This window comes from Lysinibacillus sp. JNUCC 51, from assembly GCF_015999525.1.
GTDB classification, from domain to species: Bacteria; Bacillota; Bacilli; order Bacillales_A; family Planococcaceae; genus Lysinibacillus; species Lysinibacillus xylanilyticus.
The window spans coordinates 4,346,180-4,371,337 of sequence record NZ_CP065545.1; the positions used below are offsets into that span (position 1 = coordinate 4,346,180).

At 36.9% G+C, this 25,158-nt stretch carries 24 protein-coding genes; 21 read left to right on the forward strand and 3 right to left on the reverse strand.

The window, feature by feature from the left end; genetic code table 11:
• Positions 1-61: 61 nt before the first annotated feature.
• Positions 62-1,231 carry an MFS transporter gene (locus tag JNUCC51_RS20980; RefSeq protein WP_337989598.1) on the reverse strand — a complete coding sequence of 390 codons (1,170 nt, stop codon included), beginning with the start codon at positions 1,229-1,231 and terminating at the stop codon, positions 62-64.
• Between the two features lie 657 nt (positions 1,232-1,888).
• On the opposite strand from JNUCC51_RS20980, the gene nusB reads away from it, so the two are divergent.
• The 14 genes from nusB (at position 1,889) to JNUCC51_RS21055 (ending at position 16,913) form a co-directional block, all read left to right on the forward strand.
• Positions 1,889-2,269 (forward strand): transcription antitermination factor NusB, encoded by a 381-nt coding sequence (nusB, locus tag JNUCC51_RS20990; protein ID WP_337989600.1) that lies wholly within the window; start codon positions 1,889-1,891, stop codon positions 2,267-2,269.
• Between the two features lie 33 nt (positions 2,270-2,302).
• Positions 2,303-3,169, forward strand: coding sequence for a bifunctional methylenetetrahydrofolate dehydrogenase/methenyltetrahydrofolate cyclohydrolase FolD (gene folD / locus JNUCC51_RS20995; RefSeq protein ID WP_337989601.1), 867 nt, complete (start codon positions 2,303-2,305; stop codon positions 3,167-3,169).
• 144 nt (positions 3,170-3,313) lie between these two features.
• A complete protein-coding gene (locus tag JNUCC51_RS21000; RefSeq protein ID WP_337989602.1) occupies positions 3,314-4,129 on the forward strand; it encodes an undecaprenyl-diphosphate phosphatase in 816 nt (271 codons plus the stop codon).
• A gap of 646 nt (positions 4,130-4,775) precedes the next feature.
• Positions 4,776-6,128: an exodeoxyribonuclease VII large subunit gene (gene xseA / locus JNUCC51_RS21005; RefSeq protein WP_337989603.1), complete on the forward strand. Its 1,353-nt coding sequence runs from the start codon at positions 4,776-4,778 to the stop codon at positions 6,126-6,128.
• Between the two features lie 2 nt (positions 6,129-6,130).
• On the forward strand, positions 6,131-6,364 hold the full coding sequence (gene xseB, locus JNUCC51_RS21010; protein ID WP_053483717.1) for an exodeoxyribonuclease VII small subunit: 234 nt from the start codon (positions 6,131-6,133) through the stop codon (positions 6,362-6,364).
• A gap of 3 nt (positions 6,365-6,367) precedes the next feature.
• Positions 6,368-7,249, forward strand: a complete 882-nt coding sequence (locus tag JNUCC51_RS21015) for a polyprenyl synthetase family protein (RefSeq protein WP_337989604.1) — start codon at positions 6,368-6,370, stop codon at positions 7,247-7,249.
• Between the two features lie 163 nt (positions 7,250-7,412).
• Positions 7,413-9,314: a 1-deoxy-D-xylulose-5-phosphate synthase gene (dxs, locus tag JNUCC51_RS21020; protein ID WP_337989605.1), complete on the forward strand. Its 1,902-nt coding sequence runs from the start codon at positions 7,413-7,415 to the stop codon at positions 9,312-9,314.
• A complete protein-coding gene (locus JNUCC51_RS21025; protein ID WP_337989606.1) occupies positions 9,314-10,132 on the forward strand; it encodes a TlyA family RNA methyltransferase in 819 nt (272 codons plus the stop codon). Before dxs ends, JNUCC51_RS21025 begins: the two co-directional genes overlap by 1 nt.
• Before the next feature lie 101 nt (positions 10,133-10,233).
• On the forward strand, positions 10,234-10,683 hold the full coding sequence (gene ahrC / locus JNUCC51_RS21030; protein WP_337989607.1) for a transcriptional regulator AhrC/ArgR: 450 nt from the start codon (positions 10,234-10,236) through the stop codon (positions 10,681-10,683).
• 35 nt (positions 10,684-10,718) lie between these two features.
• On the forward strand, positions 10,719-12,410 hold the full coding sequence (gene recN, locus JNUCC51_RS21035) for a DNA repair protein RecN (protein WP_337989608.1): 1,692 nt from the start codon (positions 10,719-10,721) through the stop codon (positions 12,408-12,410).
• 119 nt (positions 12,411-12,529) lie between these two features.
• Positions 12,530-13,477, forward strand: a complete 948-nt coding sequence (locus JNUCC51_RS21040; RefSeq protein ID WP_328010888.1) for a SpoIVB peptidase S55 domain-containing protein — start codon at positions 12,530-12,532, stop codon at positions 13,475-13,477.
• Positions 13,478-13,817: 340 nt separating this feature from the next.
• The gene (spo0A, locus tag JNUCC51_RS21045) at positions 13,818-14,609 is read left to right on the forward strand and encodes a sporulation transcription factor Spo0A (protein WP_100544442.1); all 792 of its coding nucleotides are present in this window, start codon (positions 13,818-13,820) and stop codon (positions 14,607-14,609) included.
• A 1,286-nt stretch (positions 14,610-15,895) separates the two neighbouring features.
• Positions 15,896-16,078 (forward strand): hypothetical protein, encoded by a 183-nt coding sequence (locus tag JNUCC51_RS21050; RefSeq protein ID WP_337989609.1) that lies wholly within the window; start codon positions 15,896-15,898, stop codon positions 16,076-16,078.
• 157 nt (positions 16,079-16,235) lie between these two features.
• Positions 16,236-16,913 (forward strand): GNAT family N-acetyltransferase, encoded by a 678-nt coding sequence (locus tag JNUCC51_RS21055; protein WP_337989610.1) that lies wholly within the window; start codon positions 16,236-16,238, stop codon positions 16,911-16,913.
• A 116-nt stretch (positions 16,914-17,029) separates the two neighbouring features.
• Here the strand turns inward: JNUCC51_RS21055 and JNUCC51_RS21060 are convergent, their stop codons facing one another.
• Positions 17,030-17,482: a hypothetical protein gene (locus tag JNUCC51_RS21060; protein WP_337989611.1), complete on the reverse strand. Its 453-nt coding sequence runs from the start codon at positions 17,480-17,482 to the stop codon at positions 17,030-17,032.
• Between the two features lie 766 nt (positions 17,483-18,248).
• On the opposite strand from JNUCC51_RS21060, the gene JNUCC51_RS21065 reads away from it, so the two are divergent.
• From JNUCC51_RS21065 to JNUCC51_RS21085, 5 genes are all read left to right on the forward strand, one after another.
• A complete protein-coding gene (locus JNUCC51_RS21065; protein ID WP_337989612.1) occupies positions 18,249-18,629 on the forward strand; it encodes a PH domain-containing protein in 381 nt (126 codons plus the stop codon).
• Positions 18,630-18,668: 39 nt separating this feature from the next.
• On the forward strand, positions 18,669-18,869 hold the full coding sequence (locus JNUCC51_RS21070) for a hypothetical protein (RefSeq protein ID WP_337989613.1): 201 nt from the start codon (positions 18,669-18,671) through the stop codon (positions 18,867-18,869).
• Positions 18,870-18,946: 77 nt separating this feature from the next.
• Positions 18,947-19,141, forward strand: coding sequence for a hypothetical protein (locus tag JNUCC51_RS21075; protein ID WP_337989614.1), 195 nt, complete (start codon positions 18,947-18,949; stop codon positions 19,139-19,141).
• Positions 19,142-19,527: 386 nt separating this feature from the next.
• On the forward strand, positions 19,528-21,099 hold the full coding sequence (locus JNUCC51_RS21080) for a flagellar assembly protein A (protein ID WP_337989615.1): 1,572 nt from the start codon (positions 19,528-19,530) through the stop codon (positions 21,097-21,099).
• Positions 21,092-21,817 carry a glycerophosphodiester phosphodiesterase gene (locus JNUCC51_RS21085; RefSeq protein ID WP_337989616.1) on the forward strand — a complete coding sequence of 242 codons (726 nt, stop codon included), beginning with the start codon at positions 21,092-21,094 and terminating at the stop codon, positions 21,815-21,817. Before JNUCC51_RS21080 ends, JNUCC51_RS21085 begins: the two co-directional genes overlap by 8 nt.
• A 67-nt stretch (positions 21,818-21,884) precedes the next feature.
• Here JNUCC51_RS21085 and JNUCC51_RS21090 read toward each other — a convergent pair whose 3' ends face one another.
• Positions 21,885-22,121, reverse strand: coding sequence for a DUF2627 domain-containing protein (locus tag JNUCC51_RS21090; RefSeq protein WP_049664227.1), 237 nt, complete (start codon positions 22,119-22,121; stop codon positions 21,885-21,887).
• Between the two features lie 309 nt (positions 22,122-22,430).
• Here JNUCC51_RS21090 and JNUCC51_RS21095 point away from each other — a divergent pair, with 309 nt between their 5' ends.
• Both JNUCC51_RS21095 and lpdA read left to right on the forward strand, forming a co-directional pair.
• Positions 22,431-23,525 carry a Leu/Phe/Val dehydrogenase gene (locus JNUCC51_RS21095; RefSeq protein WP_337989617.1) on the forward strand — a complete coding sequence of 365 codons (1,095 nt, stop codon included), beginning with the start codon at positions 22,431-22,433 and terminating at the stop codon, positions 23,523-23,525.
• Positions 23,526-23,686: 161 nt separating this feature from the next.
• Entirely contained in the window at positions 23,687-25,114 is a 1,428-nt protein-coding gene (lpdA, locus tag JNUCC51_RS21100) for a dihydrolipoyl dehydrogenase (RefSeq protein ID WP_337989618.1), read from the forward strand.
• The last annotated feature ends 44 nt before the right edge of the window (positions 25,115-25,158 follow it).

Below are 25,158 nucleotides of genomic sequence, written 5' to 3' on the forward strand. Positions count from 1 at the left end.
CAATCCTTCTTTTTACGTAGTTAACGGAAATTGATTAGCAGTGATTAGTATCGCTACTTTATTATATTTCAATTTGCTTTGGCTTTCTCCAAAATAAAGCAAGTATTACGCCGATTGCTAATACAATTGTCGCAAAGTAATATGGATAGTTTAAATTTATATCGAACAATATCCCACCTAAAATAGGACCAAAGATATTACCGAGACTTGTAAACATCGAGTTCATGCCACCGACGAATCCTTGTTCATTACCAGCAATTTTCGATAAATAAGAGGTAACGGCAGGACGTATTAAGTCGAAGCCGACGAAAATAAAGAAAGTGACAAATAATATTGCGAAATAGTGGTTAACAATGGTCATAGCAAATGTTAAAACTGCAGATAGGATGAGTGAATATCGGATAAGATTAATTTCGCCCATTTTCTTTGTCAGCCAATCGAATAATACTAGCTGAGCAACGGCCCCGACTACTCCACTTCCCGTAATAATAATTGCGATATCTGAAGGTGTGAATGCGAATTTATGATCCACAAATAGGCTAAATAACGATTCAAATGCAGCTAAACCAAATGATAGTACGAAAATAAGTACGAATGGTATAAGATATAGTGGGCTAAAAATACGCTTCGCACTGCCTAAAATTGATGGTGCAGACTCTGTATCATCTGAAGTACGTGTCGGCTCTTTTAGTAATATAATTGATAAAATAGCTGCTAAAAATCCAAGTATACCTGCAGCGTAAAATGGTATGCGTGTTCCGAATTCTGCCAAAAATCCTCCGATACCAGGTCCGATAATAAAGCCAGTACTAATCGCAGCACTCATATAGCCCAGTGCCTTTGAACGTTGTGACAATGTTGTAATATCAGCAATATATGCTGTCACCGCAGGCATGATAAAGGCAGCACTTACACCACCTAACATACGTGAGATAAAGAGCATTTCAACTGTGCGTCCAAGTCCGAATAGTAGCTCTGAAAAACCGAATATAAAAAGACCTGCAACGATCATAATTTTTCGGCCAATACTATCCACCATTTTACCGGCAATCGGTGAGACAATAAGTTGAGTAATAGCAAATGCTGCCACCATATAACCAACAACAGAGCCTGAAATTTTCAGCTCATTCATGATTGTTGGTAGCACAGGTATAACTAAACCAATACCTAAAAAGGCAATGAATAAATTCGATAATAAAATACTTAATGTTAAAATTTGTTTCTTATTCATTTTGTTCTCCTTCAATCTTTCACGATACATGAATCTAAATCTACTATAATATTTCCACGTAATACAATAAACCCTATAGTAACTATAGGGTCAAAAGATTTGTTTTTAATTTTTTTCAGTTTTTTATAAGTTTGGAAGTATTAGTTTGTAGTTATACTAGGTGGAGCAATAATATTTAAGGTAACAGATAATGAGCACAATAATTTTTTTCTTGCACCGAAGTGTTGTTTCACTATTTAAGTATTCCCTCCACTAATTCCTAAAGAAGTTTTTTATGGCATCAAAACGAATTTTATGTTTACAATTCTCGCAGTAAAATAGGAGGGATTTGCGTTCTTTGTATTGCTTATATTGTTCCTCACCCTCATATAACTTGAAAGTTCTTTTGCAGCTTGTACATCTAACTTCATAATGCATAATGAACACCTCGAAAGATGAATTATTTTCCTTAATTATAACATTCTTGTTATTTAAATAATAATGGTTGATTTTCATTTTTCTACATTTAATTTCATAAAGTTGATTGAAGGGTGTTAAAATAAACAAAAACTTGCTTGAAAAAAGTATCAGATTATTTAAAACTTGCTTGAATTCGTGTTTCTCATACGAATTTATGCTATTATAAACCTTAATGCCACTTAAGAAGGAGAGCTTTACATGAAACGACATGAAGCACGCGAAAAAGCGTTGCAAGTTTTGTTTCAGCTAGACAATACTGAACTAACAGTAGAAGAAGCAATGGGCCATATTAAAGGCCAACCAACAAATGTCTTCTACGAAAAGATTGTTACTGGAACAGTTGAACATTTAGAGGAAATCGATGCTACTTTAGAGCAGCATCTTGAAAAGTGGTCACTTGCCCGTTTACCTAAGATTGAAAGAACGGTTTTACGTCTAGCTGTATATGAAATTTTATACATGCCAGAAACACCAAAAAGAGTAGTACTTAATGAAGCAATCGAGTTATGCAAAACATTTGGAGACGAAGGCTCGTCGAAATTTGTTAATGGCGTACTTTCTAAATTTACAGAACAATAAAATGTGTTGAATTGGAAGGAGTAACTAAGGTCTATGTCAAGTGCAATTATTAATGGTAAAGAAATTGGTCAAGAAATTCGTAATTCAGTAGCAGAGCGAGTAACGCGTTTAAAAGAGCAAGGATTAACACCAGGCTTAGCGGTTGTTTTAGTAGGAGACAACCAAGCCTCAGCTACATATGTGAGAAATAAGCAAAAATCTTGTGAAGCCATTGGTATGTTTTCTGAGCTAATCAAACTACCAGAGGAAACTACACAGGATGCATTATTAGCACAAATTGAATTATTAAATAATCGTGAAGATATTCATGGTATTTTAGTACAATTACCACTCCCAAAACATATTGATGAGGATACTGTTATTGCCACAATTGCTGTTGAAAAAGACGTTGATGGCTTCTCACCAGTAAGTGTTGGGAAAATGATGCTTGGCCAAGAAACATTTTTGCCTTGTACACCGTTTGGCGTAATGAAGCTCCTTGAATATTCAGGAATTGAAATAGCAGGAAAGCATGCGGTCATCGTGGGTCGTAGTCATATCGTTGGGAAACCAATGGGACAACTTCTACTACAAAAAGATGCAACCGTTACATACACGCATTCCAAAACACCAAATTTACCTTCATTTACTAAACAAGCAGATATATTAATTGCAGCAGTTGGACGTGCAAACTTTATTACGAAGGAGCATGTTAAAGAAGGCGCAGTTGTTATAGATGTTGGAATAAATCGTGATGAAAACAACAAGCTTTGCGGTGATGTAAACTTTAGTGAGGTCGATGGTATTGCTTCTCACATTACACCTGTACCAGGCGGCGTAGGACCAATGACAATTACTATGCTACTATTCAACACAGTTCAAGCAGCAGAAAATAAGCTTGTACTTCAAGTTAAGTTATAATTTAAAATGACTCTTTAATTTGCTAAAAGCTATCTCAATATTCTTATTGAGGTAGCTTTTTTGCATTTTTTATTTACTTGGTGTTCTTTGTGAACGAACGTCTAATGTAACGTTTGGGTCATACATATTAATAGGGAGGTTTTTATGGAAAACATAGATTTAATACTTCTAATCAAACATATCATTATCGGTCTTGTACAAGGATTTACTGAGCCGATTCCTGTATCATCGAGCGGACATGTTATGATTGCTAGCGAAATTCTTGGTCTAGGTGAGCAAGGTTTTACTTTTGCTATATTAACGAACACAGCTTCTTTACTAGCCATTGTCTACATTTATAGGGAGGATATTGTCCGACTCATCACAAACTTTTTCCTTTATCTCAAAACACGAAAGAATCGTTATAAAGCTGATTTCCGTTTTGCAGTATTCATTGTGATTGGTTCTATTCCAGCAGGCCTTTTAGGTGTTTTATTAAGTGATGTTATTGCGGATAATGTTGGTATGACTACAATTGCTCTTATGTTATTTGTGACAGGTATTGCCTTAAGGCTAATCCGTAATATGCATGGTACGAAAAAGGATGCGGATTTGACTGCAAAAGACGCCATTATCGTAGGTCTTGGTCAAGCTGTAGCTTTAACACCTGGCATTAGTCGTTCAGGAGCAACTATTATTTCAGCCATTGCAGTTGGTATGAAGCAGGAAACCGCTTTGCGATTTTCCTTTATGCTTTATATTCCTGTAAGTCTTGGTGGGGTTGTCATTGGAATCTCAGATTTTTTAAAGGAACCTAATAAAGGTGCATTAGCAATTCCTTATGCTGCGACATTTATTGTTACATTATTTATGACTTATTTTGCGATGCGTTGGTTTATGGGAATCATGAAAAGTGGCAAGCTTAGCTACTTTTCATATTATTGCTTTCTCGTAGGTACGTTATTATTAATATTTTATTAATTTAAAAAGCCTCATAACTATAATTAGTTGTGAGGTTTTCATGTTGAAAAATGAAATGAATGTTGTAGCGTCTTAAATGAGGAGGTTTACCGTTCCAGGCTACAAGCCATAATTGAAAAGAATAGACTTTTATTCAGCAACGTGCTTGTAGCTTTACTGTTACTTCCTTCCCCTTTGTATCGCAGATATAAGTGTTTGTTGCTGCCGCTTCGCTTTCGCACAAAAAAAGACATGTTGCTGCCGCTTCGCTTTCGCACAAAAAAGACATGTTGCTGCCGCTTCACTTAATTGCTATTAAATTTAAAGTGAAATAGTTGATTGTAGTGGAGAATAGGCGACTCCTCCGGGATCAGCAGCTTCAAAAGCGCCAAATCGGAACGAAAAGCAACCCCTTACTTTGCCGAAAAGTTGCACAGGAATTCCTTGATTTGTAATTCTAATACATTTGCATAAGCAATCATTTCAATTTATAGAAGCTTTATCGAGGTAACTATTCAATAGAAATGTTATAGTAAGATTTTCAAAGTATGAGAAAGACAGTTGTTTTTTCTAACGAAACTGCATTTTGGCACGTCAGGCGCTATAAAAAATGTTATGATAGGTGTAGTTTTGTGAAAAACTTGATTTTAGTAAAGGAGCCGGAAAAATGTCATCTGCTTCTTATTTAACTGTAAAAGCATTAACAAAATATATTAAACGGAAATTTGATGCTGATCCGCATTTACGTGAAGTCTATGTAAAGGGAGAGCTATCCAATGTCAAGATTCATCAATCAGGACATATTTACTTTACATTAAAGGATGATGGAGCACGAATTGCTGCTACCATGTTTAAAACGGCAGCCACAAAATTAGCGTTTGAACCAAAGGAAGGTATGCAAGTATTTATCCGTGGAGATGTAAACGTTTATGAAGGCTACGGTACATATCAATTATATGTACAGGAAATGCAACCAGATGGAATTGGTAGCTTGTTTGTTGCCTTTAACCAGCTGAAAGAGCAGTTACAACAAGAAGGGCTTTTTAAACCTGAGTGGAAACAACCAATTCCGAGGTTTCCAGAAAAAATCGGTGTTTTAACGTCGACAACAGGTGCCGCCATTCGAGATATCTGTACAACATTAAAAAGACGTTATCCACTTGCTGAAGTTTTTATTTATCCAACCCTTGTACAGGGAGCACAAGCAGCGCCAAATATTGTTCAAAATATTGAGCGAGCAAATATGGATGCTAGTTGCGATGTATTGATTGTTGGGCGTGGCGGTGGATCAATTGAGGATTTATGGGCATTTAATGAGGAAGCTGTTGCACGAGCGATTTTTGGAAGTCATATTCCTATTATTAGTGCAGTAGGTCATGAAACTGATACGACTATCGCGGATTATGTAGCTGATTTGCGCGCACCGACACCAACTGCAGCTGCTGAAATGGCTGTACCGGATCAACAAGATTTATATCAACGAGTGCTTACACAAAAATCACAACTACATCAAATTGTAAGAGCGCAACTTATGGCAGAACGTCAACGTCTAAATAAGCTCCAACAATCTTATCCGTTGTCAATGCCAGAACGCCTATATCGACCATTTACGGAAAGGCTAGCACAACTCGAATCGGGATTACAAAAAGCAATGCAAGTCGATTTGATGAAGAAAACAGCGAAGTTTCAACAATTACATAGTGCGGTAGAACAGCACTCGCCGAAAAAGGCATTAGCTTTCCATCAACGAGAGCTAGAAACTCACGTCCAACAATTAACTCGTGCTGCAACGCATTATGTAACGAAGCAAAAACAACAATTTGAGGCAACTGTCAGAACTTTAGAGGCATTGAATCCACTTGCCATTTTAACAAGGGGCTTCACTGTAGCTTATAAAGATAATCAAATGTTAAAATCATCAGCTGATGTAAAGCCACAAGATCAATTAACACTTTCCTTCCATGATGGAAAGGTTATTGCTGATGTGGTAAAGATCTTGCCGAAAAATGAGGGGGAATAATTGTGGCAGAGAAACAACAAACTTTCGCAGATGCAATGACGGCACTTGAGGAAATAGTCCGTCAGCTAGAGCAAGGTGATGTGCCGCTAGAAAATGCAATTGATCTATATAAACAAGGAATGGAGCTATCTCAATTTTGTCATAGCAAGCTGCAACATGCTGAGGAGCAGTTAATTTCTATTGTCCAAGAGACAGGTGAGACTACGGCATTTGATCCACTAAAGGGAGAGAACTAAAAAATGAACGAGCAATTAAAACATTTTATTGAAAGCAACATACCACAAGTTGAAGCTGAAATGTTTGCACTAGTTGAGAAAATTGATGCACCAGTTAATTTAAAAGAATCAATGCTTTATTCATTAAAAGCTGGAGGTAAACGTATTCGCCCTCTTTTCGTATTAGCTGTTCTTGAACTATACAATAAGAATTTGAAGGATGGTTTAACTGTAGGATCTGTAGTTGAAGTCATCCATACGTATTCGTTAATCCATGATGATTTACCAAGTATGGATAATGATGATTTCCGTAGAGGAAAGCCAACAAATCATAAAGTTTATGGTGAGGCATTAGCGACACTTGCAGGCGATGCATTGAATACACTTGCGTTTGGCATTTTAGCACGCATGGATGTATCAGCTGAAAAACGCATTGAACTAGTCAATCTGTTAAGTAAAGCAGCTGGTGCAGAAGGTATGGTTGGGGGTCAAGTACTCGATATGGAAGGTGAGAAGCGTCAGCTAAACTTAGCTGAGCTTGAGCATGTCCATGTCAATAAAACTGGCGCTCTTTTACGATTTAGTATTGAAGCGGGAGCAGTGTTAGCTGATGTAACGCAAGAAAATCGCGAAACTTTAAAGGAATATGCGCATCATATCGGTCTTGCCTTCCAAATTCAAGACGATATTTTAGATATTGAGGGTACTACAGAAGAACTAGGTAAAACTGCCGGTAAAGATGTAGCAAGTGATAAAAGCACATACCCAGCTCTATTATCTTTAGATGGAGCAAAAGAAAAGCTTACTGAGCATTATCAGCATGCCATTAAAGCACTAGATAAATTGGAAGTGGATTCCAGCTTATTGCGTGAGTTTGCAGCCTATATTGTACATCGTAAAAACTAGGGGAAAAACGAGGCGTTAACGGCATATAATATGCTAGAATAGGTGAGGGCGTTTGCCAAAGTGTAAACATAAAGTGTTCGTACTTTTAGCATATTAATAACACTGTTATAATGGTGGAAACACAATTACGGTGAATAATTTATTGAAAAGGTGTGTGAGAAAGGTGGATTTAAATAAGATAACTAGTCCAGCCTTTTTAAAAAGCTTAGATAAGAAGGGTCTTGAGCGACTTGCACAAGAAATTCGTACCTTCTTAATCGAAAAATGTTCTGTCACAGGTGGTCATATTGGACCGAACCTAGGCGTTGTGGAGCTAACGATTATGCTCCATAAAATGTTTGACAGTCCACAAGATAAGTTTTTATGGGATGTTGGCCACCAAGCTTATGTGCATAAAATTTTGACGGGTCGTGCAAATCAATTTGATACATTACGTCAGTTCAAAGGGCTTTGTGGTTTTCCAAAGCGTGTGGAGAGTGAACATGATGAATGGGAGACAGGTCATAGCTCGACATCTTTGTCAGGAGCCATGGGTATGGCAGCAGCACGTGATATCAAAAAAGAAAAGAATTTCGTAATCCCAATTATTGGAGATGGAGCCTTGACTGGTGGTATGGCACTGGAGGCATTAAACCATATAGGTCATGCTAAAACAAATATGATTGTCATTTTAAACGATAATGAAATGTCAATCGCTCCAAACGTCGGAGCGTTACACAATGTACTTGGGCGTCTTCGTACAGCCAAAGAATATTCAAAAGCAAAAGAAGAACTGGAATCGCTCATTAATAAAATTCCAGTGCTAGGTGGTAAGCTTGCTACAACGGCTGAACGTGTAAAGGATAGCTTAAAATATTTAGTAGTATCAGGTGTGTTCTTTGAAGAGTTAGGCTTTAAATATCTTGGTCCGATTGATGGACATGATTTTGATGCTCTGGAGACAACTTTATCACAAGCTAAAAAAGTAAAAGGCCCAGTGCTCGTTCATGTCATTACGAAAAAAGGCAAAGGTTATAAACCTGCAGAGGATGATACAATTGGTAATTGGCATGGGACAGGACCTTATAAAATTGAAAACGGTGCCTTTGTAAAGTCTGAGTCGAAAGGTCCAGCATGGAGTAGCTTGATTGCTGAGACAGTCCGCAAAATTTCTCATGAGGATAAACGCGTTGTCACTATTACTCCTGCAATGCCAGTAGGTTCAAAATTACAAGGGATTCAAAAGGATTTCCCAGAACGTTTCTTTGATGTGGGGATTGCTGAACAACATGCAGCAACGATGGCGGCAGGTTTAGCGACACAAAACATGAAGCCATTTTTAGCCATTTACTCAACATTCCTTCAACGTGCCTATGACCAAGTACTACATGATATCGCACGTCCAAATCTAAATGTCTTTATTGGGATTGACCGTGCAGGCTTAGTTGGTGCAGACGGTGAAACACATCAAGGCGTATTTGATATTGCATTCCTTCGTCAAATACCAAATATGACAATTATGATGCCAAAAGATGAAAATGAAGGTCAGCATATGGTGAAAACAGCCATTGACTATGATGGCGGTCCAATTGCGTTACGTTATCCACGAGGTAATGGTATAGGTGTTCCGTTAGATGATGAGCTTATGACGTTACCTATTGGTAGCTGGGAAGTGTTACGTGAAGGTAAGGATGCAACGATTTTAACCTTTGGTACGACGATTTCTATGGCAATGGAAGCAGCCAATATTTTAGCACAGCAAGGTATAGAGATAGAAGTAGTCAATGCTCGTTTCATTAAACCGATGGATGAGGATATGCTTCACCGTATATTAACAAGTCGTAAACCAATATTGACGATTGAAGAGGCAGTCCTACAAGGTGGTTTTGGTAGTGGTGTATTAGAATTTGCCCATGACCATGGCTATTTAACTGCAATAATCGATCGCATGGGAATCCCTGATCAATTTATTGAGCATGGTAATGTAGATCAGCTTCTCGCTGAAATTCATATGACGGCTGAGGATACAGTAGCACGTATGCACGTGTTACTTCAACAAAAACAGCAAGTAGGTTCGAATAAATAATGACAAAACAACCAAAAGAACGTGTAGACATTTTACTTGTAGAGCGTGGGCTATGCGAAACGCGAGAAAAAGCAAAGCGCTCTATTATGGCAGGGCTAGTTTTTTCTAATGAAACTCGCATTGATAAGGCGGGGGAAAAAATAGCTATAGATGCACCATTACAAGTAAAAGGCTCTGATTTAAAATATGTTAGTCGTGGCGGCTTGAAACTTGAGAAGGCGTTACAAATATTTGATATGTCTGTAGAGGGGAAGCTAATGCTTGATATTGGCTCCTCTACAGGAGGTTTTACCGATTGCGCATTACAGCATGGTGCAAGACATTGCTACGCATTAGATGTTGGTTCTAACCAACTTGCATGGAAAATCCGTTCTGATGAACGTGTAACTGTAATGGAAAAAACAAACTTCCGTTATACGACGGCGGCAGATTTAACAGAGGGATTGCCAGACTTTGCAACAATTGATGTTAGCTTTATTTCATTATCACTTATTTTACCTGTCTTAAAAACATTGTTAATGCCAGGTGGCGATGTAATGGCACTGGTGAAGCCTCAGTTTGAAGCTGGGAAAGAGAATGTCGGTAAAAAAGGTATTGTTCGTGATAAAAAAGTACATTTAGAAGTTTTAGAAAAGACAGCTGCAATGGCGACAGAGGTTGGCTTTGTCGTTAAGGATGCTTCGTTTTCTCCGATTACAGGAGGAGAGGGAAATATTGAATTTTTATTCCATTTAGTGAATCCTATTGGTAATGAAGAAATTCCTGCATATACAACTTTTAATGCACTCGTTGAAGAAGCGCATAGTGCACTAAAATAACACGTGCTCGCTTATAGAGCCGTGTTTTTTCTTGTGCTTTTATGTTTAAAATGGTAGTGTAAATATACAAATATTCAACTATTTATAAGAGGTGACCGACCATGAACAAAGGACAAAGACATATTCGAATTCGGGATATTATTGCCAATCATGAAATTGAAACACAAGATGATTTAGTCGATTTTTTAAAAGAAGCAGGCTATAATGTGACACAAGCAACAGTATCACGTGATATTAAAGAGCTTCATCTTGTAAAAGTACCTTTACAGGATGGACGCTATAAATATAGCTTGCCCGCAGACCAACGTTTCAATCCTATACAAAAATTACACCGTGCGTTAGCTGATGCTTTTATCAGTATTGATGGTGCATCACACTTTTTAGTAATGAAGGCTCTTCCTGGTAATGCCAATGCTATTGCATCACTACTTGACCATTTAGATTGGCCTGAAATTTTAGGTACTATTTCTGGAGACGATACTATTTTAATTATTTGTCGTAACGAAGATGAGCGTGAAAATACAAAAAATCGCTTATTAGAAATGCTGTAAAATAGTTGGGTAATTTGATACAGAGGTGACAATTTGTGTTAAGAGAGCTTAGTATTCGAAACTTTGCCATCATTGAGGATTTAACAGTTAGTTTTTCAGGTGGTTTAACAGTTTTAACAGGTGAAACAGGTGCAGGAAAATCAATTATTATCGATGCCGTGCATTTACTTGCTGGCGGACGAGGAAATTCCGAATTTATTCGTCATGGAGCTAAAAGGGCTGAATTAGGTGGTTTATTTCAAATTTCAAGTTCTAGACATCCTGTTCATAAGAAACTTGAAGAGGCAGGCATTGAAATTGAAGAAGATACTATAATTTTGCGCCGTGATTTAAATGATACTGGAAAAAGTGTTTGTCGAGTAAACGGAAAACTTGTGCCATTATCTGTACTACGTGATATTGGATCTAGCCTCATTGATATTCATGGACAGCATGAAAATCAAGAACTTATGGATGAGAAACAACATATCAATTTACTTGACCATTTTGCCGAGGAACAACTTACACCTATTCAAGATTTGTACAGTTCCCAATATGATGAATATCGTTCACTAAAAAAAGAATTAGCTTCGATTTCGATTGATGAACAGTTAATGGCGCAACGTATTGATTTGTACCAATTCCAAATGAAAGAGTTGGAGGATGCCAATTTAAAACTTGGCGAAGAAGATGAGCTTCTTGATGAACGTCGCCGTCTAATGAATTTCAATAAGATTTTCGAACGCTCGAGTGCCGCATATGAAGCTATTCAAGGTGAATCAAAAGGCCTCGACTGGATTGGCAATGCGATGGGTGCCTTAGAGGATGCTGCGACGATTGACGAGCAATTTAAAGAGGCAGCAGAATCTGTCACAACTGCATTTTATGCGTTACAGGATGCTGCTTACCAAGTCAAAAATGTGTTGGACGAATTAGAATTTGATCCTGCTCGTTTAAATGAAGTTGAGCAACGTTTAGCCTTAATACAAAATTTGAAACGCAAATATGGCTCAACAGTTGAAGAGATTTTAGCGTATTACGATAAAATTAAAACAGAGCTAAATGAGCTCTTAAATCGAGACGAAATTTTGCAAGTAAAAGAACGTAAAGTATTGGAAATGGAAGCAGTGTTAAATGAGCTTGCTTCAGAACTTTCTACAGTTCGAAAGGACGCTGCACATAATTTAAGTGAAGCTATTATGGCCGAACTACGTGAATTACATATGGAAAAAGCAAAATTCATTGTTAATTTTGATGAATTGCCTTACTTTGATGCGAATGGTAAAGATCAAGTAATTTTTTATATTTCTACAAATGTAGGCGAGCCGCCAAAATCTTTACCGAAAATTGCTTCTGGTGGAGAATTATCACGTATGATGCTTGCGTTAAAGACGATTTTCTCATCTTCTAATGGCATAACATCTATTATTTTTGATGAGGTAGATACAGGTGTAAGTGGTCGTGTAGCGCAAGCAATCGCAGAAAAAATTGCTGCAATATCCGTTAATTCTCAAGTTTTATGTATTTCGCATTTACCGCAAGTGGCTGCGATGGCAGATCATCATTATTTTATTAAAAAAGAAGTCGAGCATGATCGAACATTTACGTCATTACTGGAAATAGATACGAATGCTCGTATTGAAGAAATCAGTCGTATGATGTCTGGAGCGGAAATTACGGATTTAACTTTGCAACACGCAACGGAGCTCTTAAAAATGGCTAATGCACGAAAAAAACAAATGAGATAGCAAAAGAATCCAGAAACAGCATTGTTTCTGGGTTTTTTCTTTTTGCGCAAATATTTACCGCTTATAAGAACGCCACAAAAACACATAGTAAAAAGACAAAAATAAAAAGGAGGTGTCGTATGTATCGTCGTTGGCGTCAATTTGTCATTTTGCCTATGCTCATCGTTTTATTATTCATGCCCGTAAAGGCTTTTGCCGCAAAAAAGCTAATTCCGATGGGCGAAGCAATTGGTATTCAACTTCAGCTATCACATGTATTTGTAGCACATGACGTGCTATTAGCCTCCAATCAATGGATGAAGGGAGGCGCTGTAATTGAAAAAATAAATGATATTACAGTAAAAACGCTAAAAGATGCCAAAAAAGCTGTTGCTCGGCAAGGACAACAGAAATGGACGATAAAAAGTGAAGGAAAAGAAGTGACACTTGATTTACAGGAGCAAGAAGCAGAACATGTTATTTCCTTTCTAAAAGATGAAACAGATGGAGTAGGAACATTGACATACATTGATCCAGAGACAAAAAATTACGGTGCATTAGGCCACCAAATCGTTGATTCAACGTTACAAGAAGCCCCTATTTTCCATGCTGGCTCCATTTTTTTAGCTTCGATTCAACAAATTCGTAAAAGCATACCCGGTCAACCTGGCTACAAAATATCCTCCATTGAAAAACATCAGGATCGATTAGGGAGTATAGATAAAAATACAGTTTATGGAATTTTTGGCCGTTGGGAAGACGGTTATCAACAAAGTTTGCCTAAAGCAATTGAAATTATGCATGAAAAGGATATAAAAACAGGGAAAGCTGAAATCTACACGGCGATTGAGGGCAGTAAGGTGGAAACTTTTTCAATTGAAATTACAAAGGTTGAAAATGAACGCCTTGAATTTATAGTAACTGACAAAAAGCTCATTGAAAAAACAGGTGGTATTTTACAGGGAATGAGTGGCAGTCCTATCATTCAAGACGGTCGTTTTGTAGGTGCGGTTACACATATGTTTGTGGAGGAGCCAAAAAAGGGAGCAGCACTTACAGTAGCAGAAATGTTAAAAAAATCATCATAAACGAAGGAGCTGCCAAAAGGTAGCTCCATTCTTTCATGAAAATATCTTGTTCATCAAGTATTTCGTTTATTTATGAAGCGATTAGCGACACTTTAAAAAAACTGTAGTTTTATCTCCATTTTTTCTCTAAAATAAATGATATAAGCATATGAAGTTTTGCCAGGTATTTATCATAACTTGTCGATATAAAAAGAAAGTATCAGACTACATACTCATTTTTGAGAATAGAAAAGGTTTTTGAAACAAAAATGTCGAAAATTCCAAAGTGTGCAAAAATTGCATTTGGGGATAGGTGGCGCTTTGAGGTGATTCAAAGCACAGTTCAGAAGGAGGAATTTAAATGACAAAGGTTAAAGTAGCGATTGCAGATGATAATCGTGAGTTATTGAAAACGATGGAGCAGTATTTTCAAGGGCATCCTGAAATTGAAATAATTGCAACTGCTTCAAATGGGAAAGTTTGTTTACAAATGCTAGAGGAATTCACACCAGATATTTTACTACTAGATATAATAATGCCACATCTTGATGGGTTAGCTGTTTTAGAGTCGATGTATCAAAATGAACGAATGTCATCAATTCAAGTTATAATGTTAACTGCTTTTGGTCAAGAAGATGTGATGAAACAGGCTGTAGACTTAGGTGCATCCTATTTCATGCTAAAGCCATTTGAATTTGATCAATTGGTTCAAAAGATCTTACATTGTGCTGGACAGAAGGCTACACTTCCTAAAAAGACAAGTGTTTTACAACCAGCGTCACCTCAAAAATTAAATCAACATCAATTAGATAGCACGATTACAGCTATTATTAAAGAAATCGGCGTTCCTGCACATATTAAAGGTTACTCTTATTTACGAGAAGCTATTCAGATGGTGTTCGAAGATATCGAGTTATTAGGCTCTGTGACGAAAATTTTATATCCAGAAATTGCTAAAAAATTTAACACAACGCCATCACGAGTTGAACGTGCGATTCGTCATGCCATTGAAGTCGCATGGAATCGTGGCAATTATGAATCAATTTCGTCGATGTTTGGTTATACGGTACATCATTTAAAGTCGAAGCCGACAAATAGCGAATTCATCGCCATGATTGCAGACAAGATTCGCATTGATATGATGGCTAGTTAAACGTTGATGTGACTACGTTTGGGATGACAGGCTTATCGGAGAATGACCGATAAACTTATTGTTTAAAGCAATTATACTACGTATTTTTAACGCCTTTTTAGACAGTTTACGCCGACTGTTTGAGGGGGCGTATTTTTTATGTCTATAAGTTCATTTTTAATCGAAATTTACCGTTATATGTTGGATTGTTCCTCAAAAGGTCTTTCGCCTAAAACGCTAAAATCCTATGAACAACGCTTAGACTTTTCGCAAGATATTTCTAAAAGATGACGTTAAAAACTTCAGGGGAGAGCTATTACAAGCTTATAAACGTTCAATAGAAGAAAGGGGGAAGTTCGAGGTAAGTGCTGATGAAAGCCTGTAAACTATCCGGAACGGCGTAGCGATTTTGGCAAGGCAGTTAGTAAAACGACAATAGTAATTATGTACGAAACATAAAAGTATTTTATTCGCATTTATTTTCAGAACAACTTATACTCAGCAATCCTTTGAAGGATTTAAAGAATGTTAAACCTGAGCGAAAAATCAAAGTTATGCTCGAAGATGAACTAAAACAGTTTTTCCGTTCTTTCGCGTTTCGAAATTCGTTCTTTACCGCGACTGGGTAATTGCGCATAAATCTTCGATACTGGGGCTAGAATAGGAGAATTGTTTGACTAAGTTTTAACTAATATTCTCCATTTGATTAATGAAATTTTTGAAACAGTCTTACAGTATTCTTCTAACTTACTTAATGTAAATAGTAAAATCACTTGAAGTTTCTTTTGAATATATTAAATGAACTACAACATATTTATTTAGCTTTTTAATCAAAAAAAATAACATCATCATTATCTCTTCCTCTAGCCACTTTGTTACAGCTTCTTTTTCGTAGAGAACATACTTGTTGAAATCAACCACCAGGGTTCGTTCATAAAACTTTTTAATATTTCTTGCATTTAAATGACCACTTCCAATTATTTAATTTTCTAAACTTAATTCAACGTTATTCCTTCTTGCACTAACCGCCGTGGTACGCAAGTAATAGTATTTATCCTAAACGGCTTATAACGGCTAAATCAATGGTAAGGTAGCGTGGATCCATCGAGGGAAATATTTAAATGTTTTTGCGGATATCTTGTCCGAAAACGGGATTATGCTCGGGTATAAGTAATAAGGAAGCATAACGCCTTTATTTCGCCTTTATAAATCGTGGCTAAAAACGGTTTTATATCGCAAGTCAACGTATTTATCACCTAAAGCATTTCGACGCTAGATCAAACGGAAAACAAGGAGGGTTGAAAGGAATGGAAATCGCAGCAGGTATCGTTAATATCCAACGCAAACTACTCGAACGGACTGGACGTAAAACAGACGTATATTACAGCGAAGGTCAAGGTGCCTTATACGTATTCATGGGCGAACCTTTAACGATCAACAATGTAATTTACGCAGCATCAGAGATGGAACTTATTATGAACGCAATTTAAGAGGGGAGCGGGAATACAATAGATGTAACAGAAGAAAAGCACATTACTAATTCAATTCAACGCTTTAGGAGCAATATCAAGTATTCGAGAAATGCCTCCTGATAAAGAAGTTGGAGGATCAAACCTAGATTAATACGTTAAATTACGGAGGGATATAATGTTATCTGATTTAGAATTGATGGAGCTTCATGTGAACGTGTTATTTAAACACGATACTGATAATCGAGTAACAGTCGTGAATGAACCACCATACGATGTTGCACCAAGAATTTTCGTTGGTGGCACCCACCTTGGAAGTGTAGTAAGGTATTCAAAAACGTTAGATGCGACCCTTGTAAAGAAATTAGAACAGGTTATTGGTACAAATTCTGTTAGTTATCTTGGAGAATTAATCAATGTTTTAAGCATAGACAGTCAAATAAATAATTTATGGATTGGCCCAGCGTATGTGTTTACGGATGTCATGGTCTGTTCTCATACACAAGGAATACAAGTAACTCACGAAAATAAAGAACTTTTAAAATTTTACTTCCCACATACATTTGAGGATTTTGAATATAAGGAACCCTGTTTTGTAATAGTGGAGGACAATATTCCTGTTTCTATTTGTTGTAGTGCAAGGAGGTCCCAAAAAGCAGATGAAGCGAGCGTATTCACACGTGAAGATTACCGTGGAAAAGGGTACGGTATAGATGTTACAAATGCTTGGGCAGCAGAGGTACAAAAAAGAGGTCGAATTGCTTTATATAGTACCTCGTGGGATAATTTCGCATCCCAATCTATGGCAAGGAAACTGAAATTACATCAGTATGGAATAGACATTCATATGAGTTAGAGGCGTAATTCACATTTTTTAGCGGCCTTCTTTGCTTAGTTAGTGGCGCAACTTTAAGTGTTGTTAAAAATCAATTTATAAAGCAATAAGCCAGTCCCTTATTTCATTTCTTAGCATTAAAAAGTAGTATCCTTGTAGAGTTTTAAAAATAACCATCGATAAGAGAACCTATTAGCAAGGCTTCTTATATCAATTACTGAGCAGATTAGTTTAATAAAGACCTCTGAACGATGAAACGACGGAAAGAACCCCAAAAGCGACGGATAGACCCTCAGGAGCGACGGAAAGATTGCCCGAAACGACTGATAGACCATCCGGAGCGACGGAATCCCTGAAGCGACGGAAGAACCCTCCGAAATGGTGGATAGAAAGCCCAAAGTCGTGGATAGAACCATCGAAAAAATGGATAGAATCTCTGAATTGATGGATAGAACGTTCGAATTGACGGAAAGCCTCTCTTGAGCGACGGAAAGAATTACTGAAACGATGGATAGAACCCCCGAAGCGAAGGAAAGAATCCCTGAAACGACGGATAGAACTAACATACAGTATTCTATACTATTCAACAATAACTTATGCGCATTCCTTTATGGAACAGAAACTAAACAGCATTTTTAATAAAGGGAGAAAGCCATCTTTTTCTCTGAAACATTATGGTATCATACTAAATTAAAGAGAATTCAAAATGGCAAACGAAACTTAAAAAATGATAATTGAAATGCTACAAGAAATGAAAGTCGAAATGGCAGAAATGAAGCAAGACATGAATCAACGCTTAAACAAATTGGACAAACGTTTTGATAATGTGGAAAAGAACCTCAATTTCTTAACTGAAGAAATCGGAAAGCCAAATATGGTTATTAACAACCTAAAGATGTTTTAAGAACTACCAAAACAAAAACCTGAAGTAGAAGGACAAAGAACGTGTGATTCGTCATGCATAAAAGTCGCATGGAATCGTGGCAATTATGAATAGATTTCGTCGATGTTTGGTTATTATACGGTACATAATTTAAAATCGATACCGATAAATAGTGAATATTCGATTATATATGGGATTAGCATTTGGCTTAAATTAGATAACGTATATGAGAAAATTATAATGCCTTTTTAGACAGTTTATGCCGACTGTTTGAGGGGCTTATTTTTTTGTCCATAAATCCGAAATCGAGCGTTATATGTTGGACTGTTGGATAAAATACCTAAAAGAGCATTCTTTTTTCAATTGCCTTCGCTGATGTTACTTGTTTTAAAGATAAACTACAGCGTATAGAATTTATGGAAAAATAATCTCATACTTTAAATGAAGAATGGACTTTTGGAGGGGGAATTAAGATGGGGTTATTTGATGGGATAATCGGGAATGCAAGTGAAGTAAATCTAGAAAAATTACGGGAAGAAGTTAATGATTTATTAACACCTCATGAAACAATTAAGAATGCATATAAAATCATAAGAGATACTTTAATTTTTACGGATAAAAGACTAATCTTAATCGATAAACAGGGAGTAACTGGTAAGAAAACGCAATATCATTCGATTCCATATAAGAGTATTCTTCATTTTTCAGTTGAAACTGCGGGAACGTTTGATTTAGATGCAGAGTTGAAAATTTGGGTTTCGAGTAATGAATTACCGATACAAAAAAACTTTAATAAAACAACTAACATATATAAAATTCAAAGTGTGCTAGCAGAGCATGTATTAGGAAAGTGAAGCGTCAGGTACAGATTCTCCCGCCTCATAGGTGGTGAAATGATTGCGGGTTTAAGTTACTTTTCAGCGGATGTACAGACATCCGCTGAAATTGAGGGACTCAGTCTAAAACGCCTTGTCCTGCGGCAATTTATCACCCAAAAAACATCTGCTACTGCCGCTGCGTTAGCACTACGCTTTCGCGCAAAAAACATCTGCTGCAGCCACTACAATTTCGGGCAAAAAAATTTGTTGGCCTAAAGTCTCCTGTGGATGTCAAAATACTGTTGATCGTTTATTTTTGCTTGAACGTATATAATTATTTTGGGTGATAACATATGAAAAGCGTAAACTTACAACTTGACGAAAATAACTCGTTAGAAATAACGCAGATAGAAGAAAATTTATTTGAGGTGCGACTTGGCATTAATGGAACTGTTAGTGTTTATTATATGACGCGTGAACAGCTCCTGAATTTTGATCAATTAGGTGCTCATATTCGCATTGAGGCTATTTTAGAGAATGACCAGTAACCACATTTCAACTTTTCGAACGCTTGTAAAAGTAGTTGATTAAATGGTTTACAAGATATATTCATTTAGTATTGAAGGCCTAATGTATGTTTATGAAAATTATGACAGATACATTATCTTTTTTATATCAATTTGTTAAAAAATTTGTGAATTCCCTGATTATTAAAAGTGGAAATTGTTCAATTAATGAAGCGGGATTTTTAAATTTGAGTAAAAACATACCTTTTTGTGGTATAAATAGACTAATTTTGATATGAAATTTAAAAGGATATGTGAGTGTATTACTTACAAAGTATGGGTGAATTCATTCTCAGTAGTGACAATTGTCTCTAAACAAATATAAATAGATTGTATATACTTACAGTTAGAGGGAAGGAGGAGGTAGCTTGATTTTAGTTCGAAATGATAAATTCGAAATCACCGAAGAAAATGGCAAGGTCTATATGCTTACTTACAGTGCCGGTTATCCATTAAAAGAATTTGATAGTATTTTACGAAGTCATCCCCGACTTAAATTATCAAATTTTTCAATATTAAAAAATGTCTTAGCAACAGAAAGCACAAGCCCTGTTGAAATTGGACGCTGGCTTCCAAATGTTAAAGCAGAAATTGCAAGAGATAAAATGTCTGCCTCTATATTTGTATATGAAACTCATGATTATTTACTAAAGAATAAAGAGAAATTAACTCAACAAATTCTGGAAACAATTGAGAACGAAGGAATTGTTCATGGAATATTAGATTTTGATATTTCTAAAGTTGAGTCAGGAAAAGCATTTTTAATTGCACAAGGAACACCACCTGTAGCGGGAACAGATGCACAAATTACATACTTACCTAAACCAGAGAGAAAGCCGGTAATTAGCGAAGATGGGAAGGCTGATTATTATGACATGAACTTTATTTCTGAAATTTCAGAAGGTTCGTGGCTGGGCGAAAAAATCCCTGCGACATTAGGTAAACCAGGGGAAAATGTACTAGGCGAAATTATTGCTGCTGTACCCGGACGTGATTTCCCTATACGATATGATAAAAAATCAGCTTATGAAGTAGAAGAGGATGGGAAAACAGTCATCCGTTCTAAAATAGCTGGTGTATTAGATGATGTTAAAGGCATGATCGGTGTTAATAGACATTTGCCGATTAATGGGGACGTTGGCGTTGAAACAGGGAATCTCGAATTTAATGGCTCTTTAAGCATTAAAGGAACAGTTTCATCAGGCTATACAGTAATTGCTACTGGAGATATTTCCATTGAGGGTGCAGAAGGTGTAAGCGGTGCCAAACTTATTAAATCCATTGAAGGCGACGTTTATATTCGTGGTGGGATTTTTGGTTTGGGCTCAACTATTGTAGAGGCAGGCGGCAATATTTTCGTTAAGCATGTCAATGAAGCAAATTTAGTTGCAGCTGACAGCATTCATATAGGATCTTATGCATTAGGATCACAGCTCTCTGCACACTCAATCTTTGTGGATGAACGAAAAGGGAAAATTATTGGGGGACGTGCAATAGCTAAGAATACAATCGTCACTGCCATCTCAGGAAATCGTTTAGAGCGTCGAACGGACTTAATTATCGAAAGCGTTAATAAACAGGAAAGATACTCTAGTATGCAAGAGAAGGCTACACAGCTTAATTCGCTGCAAGCAGAAATCTCTAATCACGAGGGGAAAATTAAAAACTTACTGCCGTTCCTTAACAAAATGTCTAAGGAACAGATAGCTACATTTGAGGAAACAAAACAGAGCTTAACAAAACTGAAAGCGGATGCAGTAATAATTGATCGTGAGGTTAAGTTAATAATGGATGAAATGCGTCATGCTGGAAAAGAAGAAATTATTGTGACGAAGGAAGCTCATCCAGGTACCTATATTCAGATTGGCAAAAAATCATCCCTATTAAGTAAAATGACAAATGGTAAATTTCTAATCGAATTAGGTGAGTTAAATGTCTAGTGAATCTTTCATTCCTGTATTTGCACATCGGGGGGCTTCAGCGTATACACTTGAAAATACTTTGAAGGCTTTTGAAAAGGCTTTAGAGCTAGACGCAGATGGGATTGAATTAGATATCCAACTTTCAAAAGAAGGTATTCCGGTTGTGTATCACGACCCACAGCTGTCAAGATTGGCTGGCATCAATAAGCTTGTGAATGAATGTACGATAGAGGAGCTAATAAGCTTTAAACTTGGGAAGCCTTGGAGGCGATTATTTTCAACGTATAAAATCCCAACGTTTGATATAGTTTTAGTATGGGCAAATTCACAACAGCTACCCCTTAATATCGAATTAAAATCAACAATACTCGATAATAAAAGCGCACTTATTCAAATGCTTCATGGGCTAACTTTGCCTGTTGGCAGTCATTTTTCATCGTTTCACTATGAGCTTCTGGAGATTGTGAAACAATATAGGCCGGACTATGAAACGGCACTTATAGCAACAAAAAAATTAAAATGGGATATGCTTAGTGATTACAAAGCAATTGATAGTGTTCATATGCATAAAAGGTATTATAAACCAAGATATTTAGAGGCTTGTGTAGCGAGTGACAAAGCATGTCGTGTTTATGCAATTGATGGGGATGAACCATTTTTAATGAATCCGCATCCTTCTGTAATTGGTTGGATTACTGATTTTCCTGATAAAGTAATTGTAAAACAACAACGTTAATCATTCTGATGAATGAAGATAAAAAAGCTATCCAATAAGTCTTTTGGACTTAAAAGGATAGCTATTTTTATTTTTTTTGGAAGCGCGGAGCCACTTTTCCATTTTTTCGATCGCGGTGAAGTAAGAATCCTGCGAAAAAGCCAAAGCCTATAACAAAAAGAATAATGCCAACGACGAATTGAAGCCATAAAAATGGGAAAGGTGAGATGAGCTTACCAAATAATGTATCACGCATAAATTTAATACCACCTGCAGCCATAAGACCTGGAATTAGCATCACAATAAAAGCAGCTAAACGACCCATGCATGTCCCCCCTTATTCCTAATTTTAATTGTACCTGTGGATATTGGAATGTCAAGGAAGGTTATGGAACTAAGTATCCAGTAGACCCAAAAACAAGTAAAGAAATAATAGATCAATTGTAACTGAATGTTTAGAAAATTCTTACTTAAACAAGAAAGTGTAATAATAGTTGATAAATTGTGAAATTGTGAGTATTGTAAAAATAAATGGAGCAATATTATCCATTGTTAAACATTTTTGAACATTTATTATACTTAATTGGAATGGGCATTTGGGGATGCACTTTCCTAAGCAAAGGGGCGAGTTTTCATGGAAATCTTCAAGTATATGGAAAAGTATGATTATGAACAATTGGTATTTTGCCAAGATGAAGCATCGGGGTTAAAAGCGATTATCGCTATCCATGACACAACACTTGGGCCAGCACTAGGCGGGGCACGTATGTGGACATATGCATCAGAAGAAAATGCGATAGAGGATGCATTACGTTTAGCAAGAGGGATGACCTATAAAAATGCTGCGGCTGGTTTAAACCTTGGCGGAGGAAAAACGGTTATTATTGGTGACCCATTTAAAGATAAAAATGAAGAAATGTTCCGTGCATTAGGACGTTTCATCCAAGGGCTTAATGGTCGCTATATTACGGCAGAAGACGTTGGTACAACAGTGACAGATATGGATTTAATTCATGAGGAAACAAATTATGTAACGGGAATTTCTCCGGCTTTTGGTTCATCAGGAAACCCATCTCCAGTAACTGCTTACGGAGTATACCGTGGTATGAAAGCAGCAGCAAAAGAAGCATTTGGATCTGAATCATTAGAGGGGCGTACTATTTCTGTACAAGGTTTAGGAAATGTAGCCTACAAGCTTTGCGAATATTTACATAATGAAGGTGCAAAACTTGTTGTTACAGATATTAATCAAGCGGCAATTGATCGAGTTGTGAATGATTTTGATGCGACTGCTGTAGCACCAGAAGAAATTTATTCACAGGAAGTTGATATTTTCGCACCTTGTGCATTAGGAGCGATTTTAAATGATGAAACGATTCCGCAACTAAAAGCAAAAGTTATAGCTGGTTCTGCTAATAACCAGCTACAAGATTCTCGCCATGGTGATTATATACATGAATTAGGGATAGCTTATGCACCTGATTATGTAATTAATGCAGGTGGGGTAATAAATGTAGCTGATGAATTATATGGATATAACAGTGAGCGTGCGATGAAGCGTGTTGAAGGCATTTATGATAGTATCGAAAAAATCTTTGAGATTTCTAAACGTGATGGTATACCGACATATGTTGCAGCTAATCGTTTAGCAGAAGAACGTATCGCTCGAGTATCAAAGTCTCGTAGTCAATTCTTAAAAAATGAAAAAAATATTTTAAATGGTCGTTAAGAACCGCTTATTCGTTTAAAGAAGTCGCATTGTCGACTTCTTCTAACTTTATAGTAAATTAATAGATTAACTAATGAATTTAAACTGCAAAGGCAGATCATTTATCTTAGGTACCAAAGGAACAGGATGCTTTAGCATCTTTCTCATAAGGGGGAATCCATATGGCTCAAAATTATGATGTTGTCATTTTAGGCGGAGGTACAGGTGGCTATGTTGCAGCAATTAGAGCGGCACAGCTGGGCTTAAAAACAGCTATCGTTGAACGTGAGCGCCTAGGTGGAACATGCTTGCATAAAGGCTGTATTCCAAGTAAGGCCTTACTTCGAAGTGCAGAAGTATATCGTTTGGCAAATAAAACGGCTGCTGAATATGGTGTTGATATTAAAGGGGTTACATTGCAATTTGACAAAGTGCAGGCAAGGAAGCAAACGATCGTTGAGCAATTGAGCCAAGGTGTGAATACACTGATGAAAAAGGGCAAAATAGACGTTTATCAGGGAACTGGTCGTATTTTAGGGCCATCAATTTTCTCACCAATGCCTGGCACTATTTCAGTCGAAATGAATAATGGCGATGAAAATGAAATGCTAGTCCCAACAAATGTAGTCATTGCAACAGGATCAAAGCCAAGAGGAATGGCGGGACTAACGGTTGACGGTAAATATGTGATGAATTCTGATCATGCACTGGAAATGGAAAATCTCCCAAAGTCATTGTTAATTGTTGGCGGAGGAGTTATTGGTATTGAGTGGGCTTCGATGCTTTGTGATTTTGGGGTTTATGTAACGGTCATTGAATATGGGCCATCCATTTTACCTGCAGAGGATACGGATATTGTAAAAGAAGTAACCAAGCAGCTTGAAAAAAGAGGTGTCCGCATTGTAACAAACGCTCGCTTAGATACAGGAACCTTTAAAATTGAAAATGATAACGTTTTCATTTCTGCGAAGGTTAATGATAAAGATGAATTATTTGAGGCTGATAAAGTATTGCTTTGTGTAGGACGTGAAGCAAATACACAAGGTATTGGATTAGAAAATACAGAAATTGAAGTTGAGAATGGGTTTATCAAAGTCAATGATTCGTATCAAACAAAGGAATCACATATGTATGCCATAGGGGATGTTATCGGTGGCTTACAATTAGCGCATGTTGCCTCACACGAAGGGGTATCTGCTATTGAGCATATCGCAAAGGGTGAAACAGAGGCACTTGATGTTCTAAATGTACCAAAGTGCGTTTATTCTTACCCTGAGGTTGCAAGTATTGGTTTAACGGAAAGTGATGCACAAGAGCAGGGTTATTCATTGAAGGTCGGTAAGTTTCCGTTCAAGGCGATTGGAAAAGCGCTTGTTAATGGAGAGACAGATGGCTTTGTGAAAATTATTGCCGATGAAGGAACGAATGATATTTTGGGTATTCATATGGTAGGACCACATGTGACAGATTTAATTGGAGAAGCATCACTTGCTAAATTATTGGATGCAACGCCTTGGGAAATTAGCCAGGCTATTCATCCACATCCGTCACTCAATGAGGTGCTAGCGGAATCAGCGTTAGCAGTAGATAATCGCGCAATTCATTTTTAATTTTTCTTTTGGTCGCGAAAGTGAAACGTCAGGAAGGGGTGTTC